At 68.5% G+C, this 22939-nt stretch carries 14 protein-coding genes, 1 tRNA gene and 1 pseudogene; 11 read left to right on the forward strand and 5 right to left on the reverse strand.

The window, feature by feature from the left end:
- Positions 1 to 92: 92 nt before the first annotated feature.
- The 8 genes from GGR47_RS04055 (at position 93) to GGR47_RS04090 (ending at position 11252) form a co-directional block, all read left to right on the forward strand.
- The gene (locus GGR47_RS04055; RefSeq protein WP_221204655.1) at positions 93 to 863 is read left to right on the forward strand and encodes a copper homeostasis protein CutC; all 771 of its coding nucleotides are present in this window, start codon (positions 93 to 95) and stop codon (positions 861 to 863) included.
- Between the two features lie 78 nt (positions 864 to 941).
- Positions 942 to 1679 carry a GntR family transcriptional regulator gene (locus GGR47_RS04060; protein ID WP_020486424.1) on the forward strand — a complete coding sequence of 246 codons (738 nt, stop codon included), beginning with the start codon at positions 942 to 944 and terminating at the stop codon, positions 1677 to 1679.
- A 37-nt stretch (positions 1680 to 1716) separates the two neighbouring features.
- The gene (locus tag GGR47_RS04065; RefSeq protein ID WP_147036043.1) at positions 1717 to 2751 is read left to right on the forward strand and encodes an SIS domain-containing protein; all 1035 of its coding nucleotides are present in this window, start codon (positions 1717 to 1719) and stop codon (positions 2749 to 2751) included.
- Positions 2748 to 3923, forward strand: coding sequence for an N-acetylglucosamine-6-phosphate deacetylase (nagA, locus tag GGR47_RS04070; RefSeq protein ID WP_063688243.1), 1176 nt, complete (start codon positions 2748 to 2750; stop codon positions 3921 to 3923). Before GGR47_RS04065 ends, nagA begins: the two co-directional genes overlap by 4 nt.
- Positions 3920 to 6832: a beta-galactosidase GalA gene (galA, locus tag GGR47_RS04075; protein WP_147036032.1), complete on the forward strand. Its 2913-nt coding sequence runs from the start codon at positions 3920 to 3922 to the stop codon at positions 6830 to 6832. Before nagA ends, galA begins: the two co-directional genes overlap by 4 nt.
- A 95-nt stretch (positions 6833 to 6927) precedes the next feature.
- Complete coding sequence (ptsP, locus tag GGR47_RS04080; protein WP_183949435.1) at positions 6928 to 9426, forward strand: phosphoenolpyruvate--protein phosphotransferase; 2499 nt, start codon at positions 6928 to 6930, stop codon at positions 9424 to 9426.
- Positions 9427 to 9446: 20 nt separating this feature from the next.
- A complete protein-coding gene (gene nagE, locus GGR47_RS04085) occupies positions 9447 to 11135 on the forward strand; it encodes an N-acetylglucosamine-specific PTS transporter subunit IIBC (RefSeq protein ID WP_183949465.1) in 1689 nt (562 codons plus the stop codon).
- Positions 11136 to 11181: 46 nt separating this feature from the next.
- Positions 11182 to 11252, forward strand: a tRNA-Gly gene (locus GGR47_RS04090).
- A 440-nt stretch (positions 11253 to 11692) separates the two neighbouring features.
- On the opposite strand, the gene GGR47_RS04095 is transcribed toward GGR47_RS04090, so the two are convergent.
- Entirely contained in the window at positions 11693 to 12067 is a 375-nt protein-coding gene (locus tag GGR47_RS04095) for a hypothetical protein (RefSeq protein WP_147035509.1), read from the reverse strand.
- Positions 12068 to 12882: 815 nt separating this feature from the next.
- On the opposite strand from GGR47_RS04095, the gene GGR47_RS04100 reads away from it, so the two are divergent.
- Positions 12883 to 15849, forward strand: coding sequence for a ligand-binding sensor domain-containing diguanylate cyclase (locus GGR47_RS04100; protein ID WP_147035510.1), 2967 nt, complete (start codon positions 12883 to 12885; stop codon positions 15847 to 15849).
- A gap of 60 nt (positions 15850 to 15909) precedes the next feature.
- On the opposite strand, the gene GGR47_RS04105 is transcribed toward GGR47_RS04100, so the two are convergent.
- Both GGR47_RS04105 and GGR47_RS04110 read right to left on the reverse strand, forming a co-directional pair.
- Positions 15910 to 16911 carry an inorganic phosphate transporter gene (locus GGR47_RS04105; protein WP_147035511.1) on the reverse strand — a complete coding sequence of 334 codons (1002 nt, stop codon included), beginning with the start codon at positions 16909 to 16911 and terminating at the stop codon, positions 15910 to 15912.
- 4 nt (positions 16912 to 16915) lie between these two features.
- Positions 16916 to 17575, reverse strand: a pseudogene (locus GGR47_RS04110) (DUF47 domain-containing protein); the annotation flags it as partial.
- Positions 17576 to 17862: 287 nt separating this feature from the next.
- Between GGR47_RS04110 and GGR47_RS04115 the strand changes: the two are divergent.
- Both GGR47_RS04115 and GGR47_RS04120 read left to right on the forward strand, forming a co-directional pair.
- Positions 17863 to 18390: a biliverdin-producing heme oxygenase gene (locus tag GGR47_RS04115; protein WP_147035512.1), complete on the forward strand. Its 528-nt coding sequence runs from the start codon at positions 17863 to 17865 to the stop codon at positions 18388 to 18390.
- A 143-nt stretch (positions 18391 to 18533) separates the two neighbouring features.
- Positions 18534 to 19376, forward strand: a complete 843-nt coding sequence (locus GGR47_RS04120) for a hypothetical protein (RefSeq protein ID WP_244304976.1) — start codon at positions 18534 to 18536, stop codon at positions 19374 to 19376.
- Here the strand turns inward: GGR47_RS04120 and GGR47_RS04125 are convergent.
- Together GGR47_RS04125 and GGR47_RS04130 are read right to left on the reverse strand one after the other, a co-directional pair.
- Positions 19356 to 20531 (reverse strand): GGDEF domain-containing protein, encoded by a 1176-nt coding sequence (locus tag GGR47_RS04125; protein WP_244304977.1) that lies wholly within the window; start codon positions 20529 to 20531, stop codon positions 19356 to 19358. The genes GGR47_RS04120 and GGR47_RS04125 overlap by 21 nt on opposite strands.
- Before the next feature lie 213 nt (positions 20532 to 20744).
- Positions 20745 to 22925 carry a histidine kinase dimerization/phosphoacceptor domain -containing protein gene (locus tag GGR47_RS04130; protein ID WP_147035515.1) on the reverse strand — a complete coding sequence of 727 codons (2181 nt, stop codon included), beginning with the start codon at positions 22923 to 22925 and terminating at the stop codon, positions 20745 to 20747.
- Between the last annotated feature and the right edge of the window lie 14 nt (positions 22926 to 22939).

Genomic DNA, 22939 nt, shown 5'->3' on the forward strand with positions numbered 1-22939 from the left:
TTTTGGTAGGGTAGCTGACCTATTGTGTCGTTTCGCTCTCGTACGATCAGCCGTTTAGGGTGAAACGCCGTTCCAAAGGAGATTTCGGGGTGATGGTATCGCAAACAGTGGAGCGCTCCCGAGTCGCGCTGGAAATCTGCGTCGAATCGGCGGTGGGCGCGGCGGCGGCGATCCGCGGGGGATGTGACCGGATCGAGCTGTGCAGTGCGCTGGCGCTCGGTGGGCTGACGCCGTCGGCGGGGTTGGTCGCGGAGGTCCTCGCGCTGGCGGTGCCAGCGGGTGTGCCCGTGCGGGCGATGGTGCGGCCGCGGGCGGGCGGGTTCGACTATGACGCCGACGATCTGGCGCTGGCGTTGGCCGACGCGCGTGCTCTCGTCGCGGCCGGGGTTCAGGGGCTGGTGTTTGGCGCGACGGCGGGTGCAACGCTTGCGGAGCAGGCGATGCAGGCCTGGATCGCGGGGCTTGGCGAGGATTGCCCGCCGCTCACCTTGCACCGGGCGATCGATGTCGTGGCCGACCCGGTAGCCGCGGTCGATGTGGCGGTTTCGTTGGGGTTCGACCATGTGCTGACCTCCGGCGGCGCGCGCACCGCGATGGAGGGGGCGGCGACGATCGCGGCGATGGTTGCGCGCGCGGCGGGGCGTTGCACGATCATGGCGGGGGCGGGGGTGGCGTCCGACACGGCAGCCGCGCTGCTGGATGCGACCAATGCGGGCGCGCTGCACGGCTCGGCCAGCGATCCTGCGCCGACAGTGGAGCAGGATCGCTTTGGCTTCGGTCCGCTGCCGCGCCAGACCAATGCCAATAGAGTCGCAGCGCTGCGACAGGCGATTGACGACAAGTCCAATCTAAGACAATTGTAGCGCAAGGTGCCACTGGCGCCGGTCCGCGTAGCGTGGCACGCCTGATGCCGAAGACGCTTGCGGAAAAGGGGATCGACGATGAGTTTCATGAGCAAGGTGGGGCGGTTCCGCGCTGAAAATCCCTCGCCGCTCTATCTCCAGCTGCAACAGCTGATCCGTGACGCGATCGCCACGGACGTCATCACGCGCGGCGATGCGATCCCCGCGGAGCGCGATCTGGCGGTCGAATATGGCGTGTCGCGCATCACGGTGCGCAAGGCGATCGAGGGGCTGGTCGAGGAAGGCCTGCTGACCCGCCGTCGCGGCGCGGGGACGTTCGTTGCCGGGCGCGTCGAGAAGAATTTCAGCAAATTGTCGTCTTTTTCGGAAGATATGGTCGCGCGCGGGCGCGTGCCGTCGAGCGCGTGGATTTCGCGTGCGGCCGGCATCGTGTCGCCCGAGGAATCGATGGCGTTGGCGCTGTCGCCCAGCGCGCCGGTCTATCGCTTCCAGCGGCTGCGCTTCGCCGACGAGGTGCCGATGGCGCTGGAGCTGTCGACGATCGCCGGCTTCTGCCTGCCGTCGGTCGATGCGGTCGATGCCTCGCTGTACACGGCGCTGACCGAGGCGGGGCATCGCCCGGTCCGCGCGTTGCAGCGGCTGCGCGCGGTGCCGTTCGGCGGCGATCATGCGCGCATGCTGGGCGTCGATCCCGGCTCGCCCGGGCTGCTGATCGAGCGGCGCGCCTTCCTGCGCGACGGCCGCGCGGTCGAATTCACCCGATCCTATTACCGCGGCGACAGCTACGATTTCGTGGCCGAGCTCGCCGACACCTGATCCTTAGCGAAGGGCGCTTGCTGTGACGACGGATACGATGACGGACACGACGATCGGCACGACGCTGATGCGCGCCGAGACGCTGGAGGCGGGGGCGACCGTCGCGCGGCTGGTGGCACGCAACGCCGAGGCGCTGACCGCGCTGGGCGAACGCCTGCGTGCGAACGCGCCCGACGTCGTCGTTACCTGCGCCCGCGGGTCGTCCGATCATGCCGCGACCTATGGCAAATATCTGATCGAGACGATGGTCGGCGTGCCGGTCGCGTCCGCGGCGCCCTCGGTCGTGTCGCTGTTCGATGCGCCGGTGTCGACGCGCCGCGCGCTGTGCATCGCGATTTCGCAATCGGGCCGCAGCCCGGACCTGCTCGCGACCGTCGAGGCGCATGCCAAGGCGGGGGCGGAGGTGGTCGCACTGGTGAACGACGAAACGTCGCCGCTCGCCGAGATGGCGGATACGCTGCTCGCGCTGTCGGCGGGGCCGGAGAAGTCGGTCGCGGCCACCAAGTCGTGCATCGCGGCGATGGCGGGTCTTGCCGCGCTGGTCGCGGCCTGGTCGGGCGACGAGGCGCTGAAGGCGGCGGTCGCGGCGCTGCCCGAACAGCTCGATGCGGCAGTGACGCTCGACTGGAACGCGGGCGTGGACGTGCTCGCCGAGGCCAAGCAAATGTTCGTGATCGGTCGCGGCTATGGCTTCGGCGTGGCGCAGGAATGCGCGCTGAAGCTGAAGGAAACCTGCCAGTTGCAGGCTGAGCCGTTCAGCGCCGCCGAGGTTCGTCATGGCCCGATGGCGATCGTCGGCGAAGGCTATCCGGTGCTGGCGCTCGCCACGTCCGACGCGGCGGGCGAGGACGTAATGGCGGTGGTCGAGACGTTCCGCGAACGCGGCGCGGCGGTGCTGGCGGCGCATGCCGGCGACGACCGCGCGAACCTGCCGGCGCTGGAGGCGCATCCGGCGGTGCAGCCGATCCTGATGCTGGCGAGCTTCTATGGCCTCGCCGAAGCGCTGTCGCGGCATCGCGGGCTCGACCCCGATTCGCCACCGCATCTCGCCAAGGTGACGCGCACGCTATGAGCACCGCCCATCGCTTCACCAACGGCCACGTCGTGGTCGGCGATGCCGTGTGGCGCGGCGCCGAGATCGTCGTCACCGGCGATCGGATCGCGAGCATCCGCCCGCTCGACGGCGCGGCGACCGATGCGGTCGACCTGGAGGGGGGCTGGGTGATGCCCGGCTTCATCGACACGCAGGTCAACGGCGGCGGCGGCGTGCTGCTGAACGACGAGCCGACCGTCGAGGGCGTGCGCGCCATCGCCGCGGCGCACGCGCGCTATGGCACGACCGCGCTGATGCCGACGCTGATCAGCGACACGCCCGACCGGATCGCGCTGGCGCTGGATGCCGTCGATCAGGCGATCGGTGCGGGCGTGCCGGGCGTCGTCGGCGTGCATATCGAAGGGCCGTTCCTGAACGTCGCGCGCAAGGGCATCCACGATGCCGGGCGCTTCCGCCTGCTCGACGAAGAAATGGTCGCGCTGCTCGCCAAGCCGCGGCGCGGCGTGACGATGGTGACGATCGCGCCCGAACTCGCGAACATCGAGCATATCCGCCGGTTGGCGGCGGCTGGCGTGCGCGTCAGCGCGGGGCATACCGAAGTGCCCTATGACACGGCGCTCGCGGCGTTCGACGCCGGGCTGACGGGAATTACCCATCTGTTCAACGCGATGCCCGCGATGGTGCAGCGGACGCCGGGCCTGGTCGGCGCTGCGCTGGACGATCCGCGGCCTTGGTGCGGGCTGATCGTCGATGGCGTGCATGTCGCGCCCGCCGTGCTGCGCATCGCGATCCGCGCGCGCGGGCCGGAGCGGATGATGCTCGTCACCGACGCCATGTCCTCGGTCGGCGCGGAGCATAAGGACTTCGTGCTGCAAGGGCGCCAGATCCGCGTGGCGGACGGCATCTGCGCGTATGAGGACGGTACGCTCGCCGGATCGGACCTCGACATGGCGACCGCGGTGGCCAATGCGATGGGCATGCTGGGGCTGGAGCCGGCGGTGGCGGCGCGGATGGCGGCGGGCAATCCCGCGGCCTTCCTGGGCCTGGAGGCGGAGCGGGGCACGCTCGCCGCCGGGCTGCGCGCGGACTGGGCGCGACTGACCGCGGCGATGGCGCCGGTCGAAACGGTGATCGGCGGCGTCGCGGTGCCGGGCGCCGCGGCGAAAGAGCATGAGGCGGTAAACGCATGACGATCGACCGGCGGCAGCTTCTCGGGACAGCCGCCGGAGCCGGCCTGACATTGGGTTTGTCGGCGGGGTTGCCCGCCATCGCCTCCGCCAGGAGCGCGACGGGCTATGGCGCGCTGCCGATGCCGCCGCCCACCGATCGGCTGCCCGATCCGCTGCCGGTGATCGATCCGTCGCGGATCGGCTTCGACACGGGCTGGCTGTTCCATGAGGGCGACGTGATCGTGCCGCCCGCGACGACGCACGAAGAGACGTATCTGCGCGCCAAGGCGGGCAACGCCCGCGGCGCGGCGGCGATGGACTATGACGACAGCGAATGGCGCCCCGTCACGCTGCCGCACGACTGGGCAAGCTTCCAGCCGTTCGTCGAAAGCGCCAATCCGTCGCAGGGCTACCGTCCGCGCGGGATCGGCTGGTATCGCCGTGCCTTCCGCCTCGATCCCGCCGACGAGGGGCGTTACCTGGAATTACAGTTCGACGGCATCGCGACCAATGCGACCGTCTGGGTGAACGGCAGTCCGGTCGCGCACAATTGGTCGGGCTATAACAGCCTCTACCTCGACATCACGCCGTTCGCCCGGTTCGGGGATGCGCTGAACGTCGTGGCGATCCGCGTCGATGCCGATGCCATGGAGGGCTGGTGGTACGAAGGTGCCGGCCTGTACCGCCATGCGTGGCTGGCGCGCCGCGCACCGGTGTCGATCGAGACCGATGGCGTGCATTGCGATCCGCGCCATGATGGCGGCGACGCCTGGCGCGTGCCGGTGACCGTCACCGCGCGTTCGACCGAGGCGGCGCCGGTGCGCGTGCGCGCGGTGGCGAGCCTGGTCGATCCCGACGGGCGGACCGTCGCGACTGCGACGAGCGAGCTGGTGGCGGTGCCATCGCTCGACGCTGCGGAGCTGACGACGACGCTGACCATCGCGCGCCCGCAGCGCTGGTCGGTCGAGACGCCGACGCTCTACACGGTGGCGGTGGCTCTGGAACGCGACGGCAAGAGCGTCGACGCGCGGCGGGTGCAGGTGGGCTTCCGCACGATCCGCTTCGATGCCGACAAGGGCCTCTTTTTAAACGATCAGCACGTCAAGCTGAAGGGCGTGTGCCTGCATCTTGACCATGCCGGCGTCGGCACGGCGGTGCCCGACACGCTGCTGATGTGGCGGCTGGAGCGGCTGAAGGAGCTGGGTTGCAACGCGATCCGCTGTTCGCACAACGCGCCCACCACCGCCTTCCTGCAACTCTGCGACCGGATGGGTTTCCTCGTCATGGACGAGAACCGCAACTTCAATCCCTCGCCCGATTATATGGCGCAGCTGGAATGGCTGGTGCGGCGCGACCGCAATCACCCCAGCGTCATCCTGTGGTCGGTCTTCAACGAAGAGCCGATGCAGGGCACCTCGGCGGGCGTCGAGATGGTGCGGCGGATGGAAGCGGCGGTGCGCCGCCTCGACGACAGCCGGCCGGTGACCGCGGCGATGAATGGGTCGTTCTTCAACCCGCACAATGTGTCGAGCGTCGTCGACGTCGTCGGGTTCAATTATTATCCGGGCGATTACGACAAGTTCCATCGCCTGAATCCGACCAAGCCGATGACGAGTTCGGAGGATACCAGCGCATTCATGACGCGCGGCGCCTTTGCCGACGATGCCGCGGCGCATGTCCTGTCGTCGATGGACGATCATGCCGCGGCCTGGGGCGAGACGCATCGCGCCGGCTGGGCGAAGATCGCAGGCCGGCCGTTCGTCGCGGGCGGCTTCGTTTGGACGGGCTTCGACTATCATGGCGAGCCGACGCCCTACGTCTGGCCGACGATCGCGAGCTTCTTCGGGATCCTCGACCTCTGCGGTTTTCGCAAGACCGCCTATGACATCCACCGCGCCGGCTGGATCGACGACGCACCCGTCATCGGCATCGCGCCGCACTGGACGTGGCCGGGCAAGGAAGGCCAGCCGATCAAGCTGCTCGTCATGTCCAATGCGGAACGGATCGTCGTGAAGCTGAACGGCCGGGTTGTCGGCGAGGGGGCGGTCGATCGGCTGATGGGGAACAGCTTTACCGTCTCCTATGCGCCGGGAACGCTGGAGGCGATCGCGTATCGCGGCGGGCGCGAGGTCGCGCGGGCGGGGCATGAGACGGTCGGCGCGCCGGTCGCGCTGCGCCTGACGCCGGCGCGGCGTGTGATGGCGGGCGATGGCGAGGACGTGCAGCCCGTCACCGTCGATGCGGTGGATGCCAAGGGCCGGCACGTGCCGACCGCGAACCTGCTGGTCGGCTTCGCGATCGAGGGCGCGGCGATCATCGGGCTGGGCAATGGTGACCCCAACAGCCACGAGCCCGAAAAGGGCAATGCCCGATCGCTCTTCAACGGACTGGCGCAGGTGATCGTGCAGGCGGATGCGGCGCCGCGCGGGCGCATCACGCTGCGCGCGACGGCGCCCGGCCTGAAGCCGGCGACGCTGCGGATCGACCGGCTGGCGGCGACGCCGCGGGTGCAGGTGCCGACGGCGACGATGGTACGCACGATCGATTCGTGGCGTCGCTCGCCGCGGCTGAGCGCCAAGCCCGACGCCAGCCTGGCGCCCGCCGATGGCGACAACAACAGCTGGAGCTTCGTCCGCAGCGGGACCGCGACCGCAGCCGAACCGCAAGGCGGCTGGCAGGTCTATCGCGCGCGCGTGACGCCGATCCGCGCGATCGCCGCCAAGGGGGGGCGCATCGCCTTTGCCGCGGTCGCCGGGCGGGCGGAGCTGTGGGTGGACGGCGTACGGCTCGCCGACAAGGCGGATGCGGCGACCGGACCAATTACAGCCGCCCTGCCGGCTGGTGCTGGCGAGCGGACTATCGTGTTGATCGTGCAGGCGGATGCGCAGGCGCCGTCGGGAATTGTCGGGCCCGTTGCACTCTCCCGTTGATGTTACAGATTTACTTTGCGATTGGTATTCAATCGGTATGATCGCCCCGTCAGGGAGCGGTATCGGACGGCGGCAACGGCCGAAGGGATGACGGGATGATCAACGTGCAGCTGAAGGCGCCGCTGGCAGGATGGGTGCTGCCGCTCAGCGGGATTCCCGATCCGGTCTTCGCCGAGGGCATGATGGGGCCGGGGCTGGGCATCGATCCCGTCGGCGACACGCTGCATGCCCCCTGCGACGCGACCGTGCTGACCGTTCATGCCGCCGGCCATGCCGTGACGCTGGGCCTTGGCGAGGGCGTCGCGCTGCTGATGCATATCGGCATCGATACCGTCGCGATGGCCGGCAAGGGCTTCACGCCGCTGGTCTCGCCCGGTGATGCAGTGCGCAGCGGCGATCCGCTGATCCGCTTCGATCTCGACGCCGTGGTGCTCGGCGCCGCATCCGCGGTCACGCCGGTGATCGTCGTCGAGGGCGCCGCGGTGTCGCTGACCGATGCGGCGGGGGAAGGGCTGGTCGCGGTCGGCGATCCGCTGGTCCGCATCGTCGGCGGAGCATCCGACGCCGCGACCGCCGCCGCGTCCGGCGAGACGGTGCGCCACGAGACGATCGTGCGCCTGCCGCACGGGCTGCACGCGCGCCCGGCCGCGCGGATCGTCGCGGCGGTGCGCGAGAGTGGCGCCGACGTCCAGCTCATCGCGGCGGGCCAGACGGCTGCGGCATCGAGCCCGATCGCCTTGCTGTCGCTGGGCCTTGCGACGGGCAGCCCGGTGACGATCGTCGCACGCGGCAGCGGTGCCGAGGGGGTGATCGCCGCGATCGAGGCGTTGTTGACGCATGAGGTGGAAGATGGCGCGGCGCCGGCCCCCGCCGCCCGGCCGGTGGTGCGCGCCACCCCGGCGACGCTGCCGCCGGGCGTGCTGGGCGGCGTGTCGGCGGCGCCGGGCCTCGCGATCGGCCCCGCCTGCTGGCTGCGCGCCGAACTGCCCGACGTGCCCAGCACCGGCGAGGGTGTCGTCGTCGAGCGCGAGCGGCTCGCCGCCGCCATCGCCAGCGTCGATGAAGCGCTGGATGCAGAGGCGGCGCGCCCCGGCCATCTCGGCGGCGTGCTGCAGGCGCATCGCGCGATCCTGGCCGATCCGGATCTGCGCGCGCGTGCCGATGCGGCGGTGGCCAACGGTCTGTCCGCCGCCGCGGCGATGCTGAGCGCGGCGGAGACGCAGGGCGCGGCGCTGCGCGCCTCCGGCAACGCGCGCATCGCCGAGCGGGCGGACGACATTCGCGACGTGGCGCTGCGGGTCGTGCATGCGATCCTCGGCACGCAGCCGGCCTTGGCCAGCGTGCCCGCAGGGGCGATCGTGCTTGCCGACGAATTGCTGCCGTCGCAGCTGGGCGCGCTGTCGGCGGCGCAGGTGGCGGGCTTCGCCCTGGCGGGCGGCGGGCCGACGTCGCACGTCGCGATCCTCGCCGCGGGTATGGGTGTGCCGATGGTGGTGGCGCTCGGCACGGCGATCGACGCGATCGACGATGGCGCGGTGCTGATGCTCGACGCCGATGCCGCGATCCTGATCCCCAACCCGACCGAGGAATGCCTTGCCGCCGCGCGCGACACGATCGCGCAGCGCGCCGCGGACGAAGCGGCGGCGCTGGCGGCGGGCGACCGCCCGGCGACGACCGCGGACGGACAGGCGATCCATGTCTATGCCAACCTCGGCAACCTCGCCGATGCGCAAGCCGCCGCGGCGCAGGGGGCGGAGGGCTGCGGCCTGTTGCGCACCGAATTCCTGTTCCTCGATCGGGCGACGCCGCCCGACGTCGCGGAACAGGCGGCGGATTATCGCGGCATCGTCGCGGCGTTGCCCGACCGGCCCGTCGTGATCCGCCTGCTCGACGTCGGCGGCGACAAGCCGGCGCCTTATCTGGACATCCCCACAGAAGAGAACCCCGCGCTCGGCCTGCGCGGCATCCGCGTCGCGCTCGCCCGGCCCGAGGTGCTCGATGCGCAGCTGCGCGCGATCCTCTCCGTCCCCGATGTCGCGCGGTGCCGCATCATGGTGCCGATGGTCGCGAGCGTCGACGAGATGGTCGCGGTGCGCGCCGCGCTCGATGCCCTGCGGGACGAACTCGGCGTTGGCCCGGTGCAACTCGGCGCGATGGTCGAAACTCCCGCCGCCGCCGCGACCGCGGACCTGATTGCGGCGCACAGCGACTTCCTGTCGATCGGCAGCAACGACCTCACCCAATATGTGCTGGCGATGGACCGCGGCAATCCGGCGCTCGCCGCCGGGATCGACGGCCTGCACCCCGCCGTGCTGCGCCTGATCGAGATGACCTGCCGCGGCGCGGCGACGCGCGGCGTGCCGGTCAGCGTCTGCGGTGGCCTCGCCGCCGATCCACTCGCCGCGCCCATCCTGGTCGGCCTCGGCGTGCGCACGCTGTCGGTGCCGCCGGCACGGGTGCCCGCGATCAAGGCGCTCGTGGCGCGGCTGACGCTGCCCGCGGTGCAGGACCTTGCCGCCGCCGCGCTCTCTGCCGCCAGTGCCGCCGAGGTCCGCGGCCGTGCCCGACGTTTCGCCGAGGAGGCCGCCCGATGAGCCAGTCCCGCTTTTCCGTGATGAGCTTCCTCCAGCCGCTCGGCCGCGCGTTGATGCTGCCGATCGCGGTGCTGCCCGTCGCCGGCCTGCTGCTGCGGCTGGGGCAGCCGGACCTCTTGAACATCGCCTTCGTCAGCGCGGCCGGGGATGCGATCTTCGCGCATCTTGGCCTGCTGTTCGCGGTGGGCGTCGCCACCGGCTTCGCCCGCGACGGTAACGGTGCCGCGGTGATGGCGGGCATCGTCTGCTATCTGACCATCGGCAACACCGCGCAGGTATTTCTCGTGCCGCCCCCCGGCACGGTGCCGCCGGGCACCGCGGATGCTATCGCCGCGACGTTGGCGACGGCGTGGAAGGGCGCGGCGATCGACAAGCTGCAGGTGCCGATCGGCATCATCGCAGGCCTGGTCGGTGGCCTGTTCTACAACCGCTTCGCCACCGTGAAGCTGCCGGAATATCTCGCCTTCTTCGGTGGGCGGCGGCTGGTGCCGATCCTTGCCGGTTTCGCCGGCCTGGCGATCGGCGCGCTGCTGGGGCCGAGCTATGCGGGGATCAACGCGGGCGTCGATGCGCTGAGCCGCGGCGTCGTCGCCGCGGGCGGCTTCGGCCTGTTCGCCTTCGGCCTGCTCAACCGGCTGCTGTTGGTGACGGGGCTGCATCACATCCTCAACAATGTCGCCTATTTCGTCGTCGGTGATTATCACGGCAAGACCGGCGACCTGACGCGCTTCTTCGCCGGCGATCCGACCGCGGGCGGTTTCATGAGCGGGTTCTTCCCGGTCATGATGTTCGGCCTGCCCGCCGCCTGCCTGGCCATGTACCACGCCGCCGCGCCCGATCGGCGCAAGACGGTGGGCGGCATGCTGTTCAGTCTTGCGCTCACCTCGTTCCTGACCGGCGTGACCGAGCCGATCGAGTTCAGCTTCATGTTCCTCGCGCCCGTGCTGTACGCGATCCACGCGGTGCTGACCGGCCTGTCGGAAGCGATCATGAACGCGCTCGGCGTGCGCATGGGCTATGGCTTTTCGGCGGGCCTGTTCGATTACGTGCTGAACTACGGCAAGGCGACGAAGCCGCTGATGCTGCTGCCCGTCGGTGCGGTCTATGCGCTGGTCTATTACTCGCTGTTCCGCTGGGCGATCGTGCGGTTCGACCTCAAGACGCCGGGCCGGGAGCCGGTGGAGGCGGGGGCCGCTCCCGCCGCTGTCGTCCCGGCGGATGCCAAGGCCGCGGCCTTCGTCGCGGCGCTCGGCGGGCGTGCAAACCTGCGCAGCATCGACGCCTGCGCCACGCGCCTGCGCCTGGGCGTGGCGGACGCCACCGCGATCGACGAAGCGCGCCTGCGCAGCCTCGGCGCGCGCGGCGTGCTGCGTCCGTCCGGGACGTCGGTGCAGGTGATCGTCGGCGGCATCGCGGATGCGCTCGCGATGGACATGCGCGCGGCGCTGGATGCGGGGGACGCGGCGGATGCGAGTGGGGGCGCCGCGCCTGTCGCTGCCGCGCCGAACCCGGCGGCGGAGTCGGTGGACCTGTCGCCGACGCTGCAAGCGGCGCTCGGCGGCGGCGGCAATGTCGCCTCGGCCAGCCGCCACGGCACGCGTCTGCGCATCGTCGTTACCGATCGCAACCGCGTCGATGCCGCGGCGCTGGCCACCCAAGGCCGCGCGGTGGCCTGGGCCGCACCCGACACGCTGCACCTGCTGACCTGATACACCGCTTGCATCCCCGCGGCGGCCCGGCTAACCGGGCGCCTGCGCGGGTGTAGCTCAATGGTAGAGCAGCAGCTTCCCAAGCTGAATACGAGGGTTCGATTCCCTTCACCCGCTCCCGTCTTCCTCCTGTGAACCGGCTCGAACCCTACTCGGGGAGGGGGGCTGTCGGCAAATGGGGGGTAGCGGACATGCTGTCTTGGCGTCAGCAAGCCCAGCCTGTCGCCGCAAGCACGACGCCAAAGCACGCGAGCGAAATGTAAATCACGGCAAGAACCCGAAATGCTACAGGAGTCGCATCTCGGTCGGCATCATCTACGCTACGGAAAACGCTTGGCATGTTTCCACTGGCGAAACCTGCCCATAACGCGATCCCTGAGAATGAGGCTATCACCAGCCCAACGATCACTGAAGCGTTCATAGCTCATCATTGCCACCCAAAGGAATGTCCGCAAGTGGGCGTCAGCGGCCTGTCCGCTTTTGGGGGAGAGCGGACGTTCGGCGAGGTCAGGATACTCTTCACCTCTGCTATTGCGGAATATGTCTCAGCGAAATTTTTACGGTAAAGGAGCCAATACCGGCGATTCCTCTTTCGCCGTAGCTGTATATTTTTTCTCTATAAAAAGACCAATTTTTTGCCTGTCCATTGCCGAGAGGTGAAAAGCATCGTCGATCTCGCTACGGTTTCGACGACGTTCTATCGCAGCACTTTCGGAAGCATACTGCTCAATCAATACGTCAAGGCGATGCCTATCCGGGGACGATTTCGCTAGCTCTTGCCCAATCTGTAGGTCAACGTGATTGAGCGCACGATAGCTTTCGCCAATTGCCCGTTTGACAGATTGGTGCGCCCAAAGCTCCGTTCCTGCAGGTGATAGCTGAAGCAACCGCGCTATAGACCTTGCCGCGTCCAGCAGCTGCGTTTCGGTCATCTGAGACAGCGCCGGTGCGCTAACCAGAAGTAGAAGTGCGGTCAATTTTGAACGGTGTCGCATTTAAACTGGGTAATCTCAGCGATCCGTCGTCGCAAGCGCGCTTAATCAAGGGTCGTGAGGGTCCAATTCAGACGTCGGTGAAACGTCCGCTATTGGGCGTTTGCGGACGTTCGTCGATTGCGGGCCGGGAGTGTATGCTTATGGGTGGTTAGCTGACGTTCGTGCGCTTCCGCCTGGAGCGCGCGGCGGTAAAGCTTTCGGTTGATCGATACTCCCGGCCAAGCGCGTGTCTCCTGTGACGATCGAAGTCTCGATCACCTCGCGCACCCGCAGCACGGAGCAAGCGAGAACACCTCCAAAGCACGAACGCTGCCCATGACACGCCGACAGATATCGACAGGGCCGCAACGACAAGCTCTGCGACATTATAGGGTAATTTTAAAAATGTGAGTGGGCCAAACGGAACCATGCCGCCCAAAATCGAAAGGTTCGCGCGCCGCCCATAGTCGGAGCGGCGACCAAGGTCGCGATCAACGAACCGGCGCAGACGAAGGTATATGCTCATGTGGCTAGTCTAGATCGCATTCGAATGTCTGCAATTGGACGTTCACCGCCTTCGACTGATGCACTGGCGAGCGGGTTATTAACATCCAGCCCGAAGCACTGCCCGCCGACAGCGTCGGCGTCGCGATAATCCGCCAAAATGGGCACATGCGTGAAGCGTCCGGTTCGAGCCTGTTAATATCCTTGCGTTACATCGCGTTCGTCATCGACCGGAGTGGGTAGTGCGGCGCGGAGTGAGGTTTGGACGGGTGTTGGCGCTCGCGCTGATCGGCATGCTGGCGGTGGCGTCGGCAGCCGTGCCGGCTGCGCCGCCCGCCGCGCATCGCGAATCGATCGAAGGTTTCGCCAAGGATGCGTGGTCGACGTCCGCGGGCCTGCCGCACAACGCCGTCCATGCGATCACGCAGACCGGGGACGGATATCTGTGGTTCGCGACGTGGGAAGGCGTGGCGCGCTACAATGGCGTCGGCTTCACGACCTTTTCGCGCATGTCGACGCCCGCCTTGCCCGACAGCGCCATCGCGACGATCGCTGCCGATCGGTTCGGCAACCTGTGGACGGGCGATACGCGCGGCAATCTGGGGCGGCGCGATCCAGCCGGGCGCTGGCGTTTCTGGGGGCGGGCGCAGGGCATGCCGCGGGCCGCGATCAACCGGATGGCGGTGGACGACACGGGGCGCGTCTGGGTGGGTTTCGACCGGCTGGGGATCGGACGACTCGACCCCGATGGTCGCTTCACGGTGCTGCGCGGGCCGGCGGGTAAGCCGATCACCGTCTTGCGGATCGCCATCGACGCCGAAGGGCGGCCGTGGCTGGGCACGCTGGACGGCGCCTATCGTGCCGATCCCGACGGTCGCCTGCGTGCCATGTCGGCCGAACTGGGCCTGCCGCCGGGACAGGCGATGCCCTTCCGCGACAAGGCGGGACGCATCTGGCTGACGGCGGGATCGTCGCTGTACCGCGTCGAGGGGGGCCGTGCGGTCCTCGTGTTCCGCCAACCCGACGGCAAACGCTTCAGCGACTTTCTGCACGCCACGAACGGCGACCTGTGGCTGGGCACCGAGAATGATGGCCTGCTGCGGGTGAAGGGTACGCGCGTTGATCACTTTTCGACGCGCAACGGCCTGCCCGAGGGGCGGATCACCGCGCTGTTCGAGGATCGCGAACACAGTATCTGGGTGGGCGCCAATGGTGGGCTGTTCCGGCTGCGCAAGGCGCTGTTCGCCAATCTGCGGGCCGAAGACGGCCTGTCGGGCAATTACGTCCGGGCGCTCGCCGAGACGCGGGACGGCAGCCTGTGGGTCGGATCGAGCAAGGGGCTGGACGTCGTGCCCCCGTCGGGCGTGCCGCGACCGGTGTCGCTGGGCCCGGCCGCCAATCGCGTATCGGTCATGAGCCTGTCGGCCGGGCCGGACGACCTGCTGACGATCGGTACGTTCGGCGATGGTGTGCTGCAGGCGCGCGGCGGGCGGGTCGTCCGACGCATCACCCAGGCGCAGGGTCTGCCGGCCAATCACGTCCGCGCGTTTGCGCAGGCGCGGGGCGGGGGCGTCTGGGCCGGGACGCAGCGCGGCGTTGCGCTGATCGATCCTGCCGGCCACGTCCGCCTGCCGCGCACGCACGATCTGCCGGCCGAGATCGTCTATGCGCTCTCGGAAACGCCCGAGGGGCTGTGGGTCGGCACGGTGAGCGGCGCGTGGCTGTGGAACCACAGCGGCGTGCATCGGATCGACATCATGGGCGCGGGCCAGGCCAACAGCGTCTTCGGCTTCTTCCATGATCCGGAGACGGGCGATACCTGGATCAGCACCGATCGCGGCCTGTTCCGGCATCGCCGCGACGGCCAGCTGGACCATATCGGCATCGAACGCGGCATGCCCGTCGACGGGTTGTTCCAGATGACGGTCGGGCGCGGCGGGTCTGCCTGGATCGGCAGCAACAAGGGCATCGTTCACGTCTGCTTCAAGGCGCTGCGTCTGGCCGCGGATGGCCGGCTGCCCCGCATCGGCCCCGATCTGTTCACTGCGCTGGACGGCCTCGCCAGCGCACAGAGCAACGGCGCGTCGGGGCCGACGACCCTGCAGCGGCGCGACGGAACGATCTGGATCGCGACGGCGGAGGGCGTGGCGTTCGTCGATCCGCGCCGGCTGGCCCACTTCCGCTTCATGTCGCCCCCCGCAGTCGCGATCGAAAGCGTGGAGGCCGATGGTCAGCCGATGACGGCGGGGCCGGAGGGGGCGTACGTGCTGCCGGCGGGAACGCACCGCCTGACGATCGCTTATGCGGGGCTCAGCTACCTGCTGCCGCAGGGCATTCGCTATCGCACGCAGATGGATGGCTTCGATACCGGCTGGGTGGATCGCGAGTCGCAGCGAACGGCGGAATTCACCACCCTGCCGCCCGGCACCTATGCCTTCCGCGTCCAGGCGGCGCAGGCGCGTGGCGCCTGGGGGCCGGACAAGACAATCACGGTGCGGCTGGAGCCGTTCCTGTGGCAACGCTCGTGGTTCCAGTTGGCCTGCGCCGCGCTGGTCATCCTGGCGCTGTGGTGCCTGCACCGCTGGCGGACGCTGGCGATGGCGCGGCGCGAACGGCAGCTCGCGCGGCTGGTCGATGCGCGCACCGCCGAGCTGCGACAGCAGAGCCATGTGCTGGAAGAGGTGGCGCAGGAGCGCGAGCAATTGCTCGACCGCCTGCGCGGGCAGGCCGACGCGCTGGAGCAATTGGCGAACGAGGACCCGCTGACCGGGGTCGCCAATCGCCGTCGCTTCAACGACATGCTGTCGCACGTCGCGACGGTCAGCGCGCAGGACGGGCGCCACTGGTCGCTGGCGATCGTCGACATCGACCATTTCAAGCAGGTCAACGATCGCCATTCGCATGTCGTCGGCGATCTGGCGCTATGCGCGGTCGCGGAGGTGCTGCGCCATGCGGCGCCCGCGGATCATCTGGTCGCGCGACTGGGCGGCGAGGAATTCGCGCTGCTGATGCCCGACACCGATGCCGTGCAGGCGGCGCGCATTGGGGAGCGGATCCGGACGGCGGTGCAGCAGCGCGATTACCGGGGCATCGCGCCGGATCTTGCGATCACGATCAGCATCGGCGTGGCGACCTGCGCAATGCGCGGCGTGGACGCCGCGACCATCTTCCAGGCGGCGGATGCCGCGCTGTATCGCGCCAAGGCATGGGGGCGGAACCGCGTGGTGGCGGACTGAGGACGCCCTTGTTCACAATAACGCGGCGGGCGAGACCGGCTCGCCCGCTTTGAAGGCGCCTTACCGGCTCAGCAGAACGGCCGCTTCGTAGAAGGCCGCGCCGATCAGGCCGGCGGCGGGGAGAGTGACGACCCAGGCGACGACGATGCGGCTGGCGACGTTCCAGCGCACCGCCGACAGGCGCCGCGCCGATCCGACGCCGACGATCGCACCGGTAATCGTATGCGTCGAAGATACGGGGATGCCGCCCATCGTCGCCATGAACAGCGTGATCGCGCCGCCGGTCTCCGCGCAGAAGCCCTGCGCGGGCGTCAGGCGCGTGATCTTGGACCCCATCGTGTGGACGATCTTCCACCCGCCCGACATGGTGCCGATCGCCATCGCGGCCTGACAGGACAGGACGACCCAGAAGGGGACGTGGAATTCACCGCCCAGCATGCCCTGCGAATAGAGCAGGACGGCGATGATCCCCATCGTCTTCTGCGCGTCGTTACCGCCGTGGCCGAGGCTGTAGAGCGCGGCGGACACCAGCTGCAATTTGCGGAAGCGCCGGTCGACGCCCATCGGGGTCAGCTTCAGCGACGACCACGCGACCGCCAGCACCAGCATCAGTGCGAGGATCAGGCCAACCGCAGGCGATAGGAAGATCGCGGCCACCGTCTTGCCGACGCCGGCCCAGACGACGCTGGAAAAGCCCGCCTTCGAGATGCCGGCGCCGAGCAGTCCGCCGATCAGGGCGTGGCTGGACGACGACGGGATGCCGTAGCGCCACGTGATGACGTTCCACGCGATCGCGCCCATTAACGCGCCGAAGATCACCTGCGGGTCGATGATCTGCGCATCGACGATGCCCTTACCCACCGTCTGCGCGACGTGGAGGCCGAACACGGCGAAGGCGATGAAGTTGAAGAAGGCAGCCCACAGCACCGCGTGATGCGGTTTCAGGACGCGGGTCGAAACCACCGTCGCGATCGAATTGGCGGCGTCGTGCAGCCCGTTCAGAAAATCGAACAGCAGCGCGACGCCGATCAGTGCGACCAGCAGCGTGAAGGAGATCGTCATCGGATCACGCGTGATCGATCACGAGACCTTGGATCTCGTTTGCGATATCCTCGAACCGGTCGGCGATCTTTTCCAGATGGCTGTAGATTTCACGATCGACGATGAAGCGCATCGTCTGGTTGTCGCCGCATTCCTTGAACAGCGCGCGCAGGCCCTGGGCGTGGTGCTTGTCCACCTCGCCCTCCAGCGCAACCAGTCGTTCGGTCAGCTGGTGCAGGCGGGGGGCATTGCTGTCGAGCTTCCGCAGCAACGGGATCGCTTCGGCGGTGACGCGCGCGGCTTCGGCGGCCAGATCGGCCATCGCGCGCATGTCGGGCGCGAAGGCAGTGACGCCGTACAGGTCGATCGTCATCGCCGTCTGGTGCATCTGGTCGATCGAATCGTCCATCACGCCGATCAGGTCGGTGATCGCGGAGCGGTCGAACGGCGTCACGAAAACGCGACGCACGTCCTGCAACACGGCACGGGTGATGTCGTCGGCCTCATGTTCGCGATGCTCGATCTCCGCGATGTGCTGCGCGATCGCGCCATCGCCGCTGAACAGCTGTTGCAGGGCATCGGCACCGGCGACCAGCGTGGCGGCGTGCGCCTCGAACTGTTCGAAGAAGCGACCCTGCTTCGGCATCAGCGCCTGGAACCAGGCAACCATAAAAGACCTTTCAGTAATGGCGCGGCGCGCATGGAGCCGGGAGAGGCGGCACGCAAGCCGTTTCTGCCCGTTGCGCCGGACCGGGACGGATGGGTGACGCGCGGGAAGCGGCCACTTGTCCGGCGGAAGACACATCGGCCATGCCGAGTTTCCATGACGATAGCATGACTCATCGCGAATTGCGCCAGCCCGCGTGAGGGGTGGCGCAAGGCCTGAAAAATCCGGGTCGGCAGGATCGGGCGGGATGGCCCCGGCCGTTACGCGCGCTCGACAAGGGCGAGCGCGCGGGGCAGGGCCGTGGCATGTCCTTCGTCGCCACGCTCCGCGCCGCCACCGCCATCGATCACGAGCGGGTGGACGCCGCCTTCGGTGCGATGCGCCTCGACGAGCGCGACGATTATCGCCGCATGCTCACCGCCCACGCCCGTGCCGTGCCGGGGGTGGAGGCGGTGCTGGCCCGCGCCGACCCCGCCTGGGGCTTGCCCGCCTGGACGCCGCGTACCCCCTTGCTGGTATCGGACCTGACCGCGCTCGATGTCGGCATGCCGGATCCATTGCCCTTCGAGCTGCCGAGCCGAGAGGCCGCGACCTGGGGCGCGCTCTATGTCGCGGAAGGATCGCGGCTGGGCGGGCAAGTGCTGGCGCGCGGCATCGCCGCGGGCCTGCCGCATGCCTATCTGTCGGCGCGTCACGCGCCCGGTGCCTGGCGGGCGCTGTTGGCAAGCCTCGACGCGCGCGCCGCGGCGGCGGTGCCGGCATGGCGTGAGGGAGTGGTGGACGGCGCCAAGGCGACCTTCGCGCTGTTCATGGCCGCACATGCCAAGAGGTAGCGGCAGATTGACGTAGATTTAACCGTCATTACTCATTTTGGCGTAAGATAAGTCCAAAATGCTACGCTTTTGCCAGCGTACCTGTCATTCGCGAGCCGGGGTGAAAGGGGGGGCGTGGACCAATGGCGCCGAACGTCGGCAAAGTGACATTCTTGCTGGCCGAAATGCAGACGCGGATCAACGCGGCCGGCCTGCGCAGCTTCGAAGGCGATGTCGACCGCTTCGCCATCTTCTCGCTGATCGTGCGCGAAAGTCTGCGCCGCAATCCGCGCGGCAAGGCGATATCGACGCATTCGCTCGCCATCTCGCTGTCGCGCTCGTTCGAAACGGTACGCCGCCACGTCATCGCGCTGACGGAGGCGGGTCTGTGCGTGCGCGGGCAATATGGCGTGCTGGTGCGTGCCGAGGTGCTGGAGCGGCCCGACATCGCCGCGATGATGCGACTGGCGCACGACAGTTTCGTCAGCTTCGTCGAGGGGCTGGAACAGCTTGGCGAGTGGAGCGGCGCGCGGCCGGCTGCCAAGCCCTATGATCCGCAGGTCGGCATCGCGGCGTCGGTCGACGTGATGCTGGCGGCGGTCGACAGCAATCGGACCATCCATCGCAACTGGCTGGATCTAATGCTGTTTTCGACCGTCCTCTATGCGAACCTACAACGTAGCCGCGCCGCAGGACAGCCATTCGGTTTCGGCCCCGACCATGCGGTGCGGCCCGCCGCGCTTGCAGAGGCGATGAGCCTGCCGGAAACCACGGTCCGCCGGCGCCTGAAGCTGCTGGTCGAAGAGGCGGGGTCGCTGAAGCGGGTGGCCAAGGGATATATCGTGTCGGATGCGTGGATGGCCCAGCCGGGTGCCGCCGAGACCAGCGCGCGCACTTACAGCAACATCCGCCTGATCGTGACGCATGCCGTGGCCAACGGCTTTCCGATCGACCGGCCGGCCAGCGTCTACATCGACGGCCGTCCGTCAGCCGTCCAGTTCGTCTGAGCGATTGCCCGGCTGCGACTGAAGCACGCGGTTCTTGCCCCGCCGCTTGGCGAGGTACAGGGCTTCGTCCGCGGTGCGCATCGCGCTGGCCGGATTGCCGTAAAAGGCCGCGACGCCAGCCGAGAAGGTCAATTGCCCGATGCCCTCGCCCGTCGTCTGGTTGACGAGCGTGCGGGCGGCGAGCGCCTCGCGCGCGATATCGAGTCGGTCGATCGCGTCGGCCGGGTCCATATCCTCGAACAAACAGGCGAATTCCTCGCCGCCGTGCCGCGCGACGAAGGCGGCGACGCCCAGTTCGCGGCACAGATGCTTGCCAATCATCTTCAGCACGCGGTCGCCGGCATCATGGCCGTGGCGATCGTTGATGCCCTTGAAATTGTCGATGTCGCAGATTGCGACGCTGTGGCGGGATTCGGCCCAGTCGATGTCGGTGTCGCCGCTCAGCGCGCGCAGGCGTGCATCGAAGCTGCGCCGATTGGGCAGGCCGGTCAGGTGATCCTCGTCCGCGGCCCGCTGTGCCTCCTTCAACGTGGTGCGGAGCGTCTCGGTTTCGCGGCGGGTCTCGTCGAGCCGCTCGGCGAGCTGCTGGGTGCGGGCGACGGCGGCGGCGGTCAGGTCGATCAGTCGCGCCACGGTGCCGCGGGGATCGCGATCGAGACCGTCCGCCTCCGCGCTCAATGCCGTCTCATAGTCGCGTGTCGACGCCTGTCCCTGACGGATCACGCGCTCCGAATCGCGCAGGCGCCGCGACAGCGTGTCGGCCATGGACGCCATGCGTTCGGCCTGACGATGAGTCTCCGCCTCGGCCTGCCCCGCCAGCCCATCGACGAACTCCGGATTCAGGCGCCCGGCCCGTGCCAGCTCGTCGTCGATCGCGCGCGTCAGCCGGTTGTCCTCGCCCAGCACATAGCGGCGGGCGATCCGAAAGTGCGCTTCGGTCGGCGATAGATCGTGGGCCGACAGGAAATCGCCGATCTGAGCGAAAAGCCGCCGCCCCGCCTCACGACGGGCGTCTTCGCCCGACCCTGCCATGCGTGCCGTGCCGCCGGTCAGCCAGGACGACAGACGGGCCATGCGCGACGGCGCCGTATCGTGGGGCATGACGGGCGGCAGGGCGTCGATGCCGCGCGCTCCCGCGATGCGTGGCCCGGACATCGCCGTCCCACGCGCATCGCCATGGCTCAATGGCACCGTCATCCGTCACGTTCCCGATTACCTTTACGAGAACCAATCCTAGACCAGCACAGGTGAAGTAAAGCTTAGCCGCGCCTCATTTCGGTGCGGAAACGATCGAGAAATCGGGCACGTTTGCTGCGATCTTGGGAGATGTCGTTGTATCTCAATAGTATAGGATTTGGGGCGTGCGCCTCACTCTTCCGCGATCGGGGCGGTCATGATGGCGCGTAGGCCAGGCATATTGTCGTGATAGTCGAGCGTACCCGATAGGCGCTGCACCATCGCGACCATCATCCGGCTGCCGAATCCCTGACCGTCGCCGCTCGCCTCGCCGCGACCGCGCCCGTCGTCGGCGACGATCAGCCGCAGCCGACCGCCGTGCTGCTCCAGCGTGATCGCCAGCGGACCGGCCGCGCCGTCATAGGCATATTTGGTGGCGTTGATCACCAGTTCGGTGAGGATCAGCCCGATGTTCACCGCACGATCGGTGGGCACCAGCACCGGCGCCAGATCCAGCGTCAGGTAGCGTCCCCAGTCGGCCCCCAGCGAGGTGCGCATGTCGCCGACCAGTTCCTCGACATAGCGCGACAGATCGACGCTCTCGACCTGATCGTCGCGATACAGGCGGCGATGGACCAGGGCGACCGCCGCGAGTCGCGCCTGCGCCTCGGCCAGATGGTCCGCGATGGCGCCGGGGCCGGCGGTCTTTGCCTGCAAACGCAGGAAGGACGCGACCAGCTGCAGGCTGTTCTGCACACGATGGTTGACCTCCTTCATCAGGACGTCCTTCTGCGCGAGCAGCGTTTCCTTTTCGCGCAGCGTCCGCGTCAGCTCCCGGTTCAGGCTGCGCAACCGGACCTGCTGGCGCCCTTCGAACAGGCGGCGACGGATACGGTGCGCGGCCTCCACCTGCTCCTGCGACCAGCGGCGCGCACGCCCGCGCACCGTCTCGACATAGCTGGCGAAGGACGCGCGGGGGGTGAGCGCGGCGGCGTCATTCGCCTGCGGGCCGGCGCTGTGGCCGGGAGCCTTGTGCGGGTTGCCCGCCCATTCGATCACCTCGATCCGTTCGGCGCGGAGCCAGAGCAGCGTCGCATCCTCCTGGCGCAGCGGCATGGCGATCATGCCGCTGGCATAGGTCAGCACATCGTCCTCCACGCCCATCAGCGCGGGCAGTTCGTGCGTCGCCACGGGTTCGTTGCCCCGCTCATGCACCCAGCGTGCGATGGCGCGCAGCACCGCGTCGGGCGGGCAGCGGCCGCTGGCCTCGACATGATCGCGCGTCACCAGCGCCAGACCGTCGGCGTCCAGCATCTCGCGCAGTTCGTCGCGGGTCGCGCGGATGATCTGCGGCAACGTGCCTTCGTTGCCCAATCGGGGTGCGAGGCCGTCCTCGACGGTGCGCAGCTGCAATCGCTCGCGATACGCCGCCGCCTCTTCCTTCGTGCGGATCTGGCGGGCGAGGGCGCTCGCCAGCGTGGCGGCTGCGCTGCGAGTCGGCGCGGGCAGCTGGCGCGGCCCGTCGTTGTGACACGCGATCAGGCCCCAGAGCAGTCCGTCCTTGACGATCGAGATCGACGCGGACGCCCCCACGCCCATGTTGCGCAGATATTGGAGGTGGATTGGCGAGACGTGGCGGAGCGCGACGTCGGACAGATCGACGCCGGTGAAGCCCGCCGGCCGTAGTGGGGCGGGGGTATAGTCCACCGTCGGAATCGCCCGCGTCCGGTTGCGAACGTAGAGCGCGCGCGCCTGCTTCGGAATGTCGCTTGCGGGGAAATGATGGTTGAGGAACGTCGGCAGATGCGGCGCACGATCCTCGGCAACGACGACGCCGGCGCCATCGTCCAGGAACTGGTAGATCATGACCCGATCGAAGCCGGTCAGCGTGCGATAGGCGGCAGCGGCCCGCGCGCACAGCGTCGTCTTGTCCGTCGCGCGCTCGAAGCTGCTGGCCACGGCGTCCAGCCACGCCAACGTCGCGGCGGCGGTGGTCGCATCCGCTTCGATCGGCTCGAGTTCGACCAGCAGATGCGTGCTCGACCGGTGAAGCGCCACCGTGAAGCGCTCGTCGCGGCCGGCGATCGGCTGCGGCATCTGCGCATTCAGCCCGCCCGAGAGACCTTCGATGAGCGGCCCCACCTCTTGCCCGATCAACGTGGCGAGTGGTTGCCCCAGCCAGTCGCTGCGCAGCCGCGTTTCCAGATCGCCGGCGCCCGCAACCACCGCATGGTCGCCCTCGATGCTCGCGACGAGCAGCAGTCCGTGCGGCTGGATCGCGCCCGGAATGTGGATCGGCTCGCGATCGCAAATGGTGAGGTCGAGAGGCGAATCCGCCGCATCGCTGGCCCGGTTCGGGTGGGAAATCGCCATTATCACTCTGATAC

Origin of the sequence: Sphingomonas aquatilis, from assembly GCF_014196115.1 — a bacterium.
Lineage (GTDB): Bacteria > Pseudomonadota > Alphaproteobacteria > Sphingomonadales > Sphingomonadaceae > Sphingomonas > Sphingomonas aquatilis.

Coding starts and splice junctions, on each gene's coding strand:
- ptsP (WP_183949435.1), top strand. CDS start 6,928: ATGATCAACGTGCAGCTGAAGGCGCCGCTGGCAGGATGGGTGCTGCCG.
- GGR47_RS04125 (WP_244304977.1), bottom strand. CDS start 20,531: ATGTCCGGGCCACGCATCGCGGGAGCGCGCGGCATCGACGCCCTGCCG.
- GGR47_RS04105 (WP_147035511.1), bottom strand. CDS start 16,911: ATGACGATCTCCTTCACGCTGCTGGTCGCACTGATCGGCGTCGCGCTG.
- GGR47_RS04055 (WP_221204655.1), top strand. CDS start 93: ATGGTATCGCAAACAGTGGAGCGCTCCCGAGTCGCGCTGGAAATCTGC.
- nagA (WP_063688243.1), top strand. CDS start 2,748: ATGAGCACCGCCCATCGCTTCACCAACGGCCACGTCGTGGTCGGCGAT.
- galA (WP_147036032.1), top strand. CDS start 3,920: ATGACGATCGACCGGCGGCAGCTTCTCGGGACAGCCGCCGGAGCCGGC.
- GGR47_RS04115 (WP_147035512.1), top strand. CDS start 17,863: ATGTCCTTCGTCGCCACGCTCCGCGCCGCCACCGCCATCGATCACGAG.
- GGR47_RS04130 (WP_147035515.1), bottom strand. CDS start 22,925: ATGGCGATTTCCCACCCGAACCGGGCCAGCGATGCGGCGGATTCGCCT.
- GGR47_RS04095 (WP_147035509.1), bottom strand. CDS start 12,067: ATGACCGAAACGCAGCTGCTGGACGCGGCAAGGTCTATAGCGCGGTTG.
- GGR47_RS04065 (WP_147036043.1), top strand. CDS start 1,717: ATGACGGACACGACGATCGGCACGACGCTGATGCGCGCCGAGACGCTG.
- GGR47_RS04060 (WP_020486424.1), top strand. CDS start 942: ATGAGTTTCATGAGCAAGGTGGGGCGGTTCCGCGCTGAAAATCCCTCG.
- nagE (WP_183949465.1), top strand. CDS start 9,447: ATGAGCTTCCTCCAGCCGCTCGGCCGCGCGTTGATGCTGCCGATCGCG.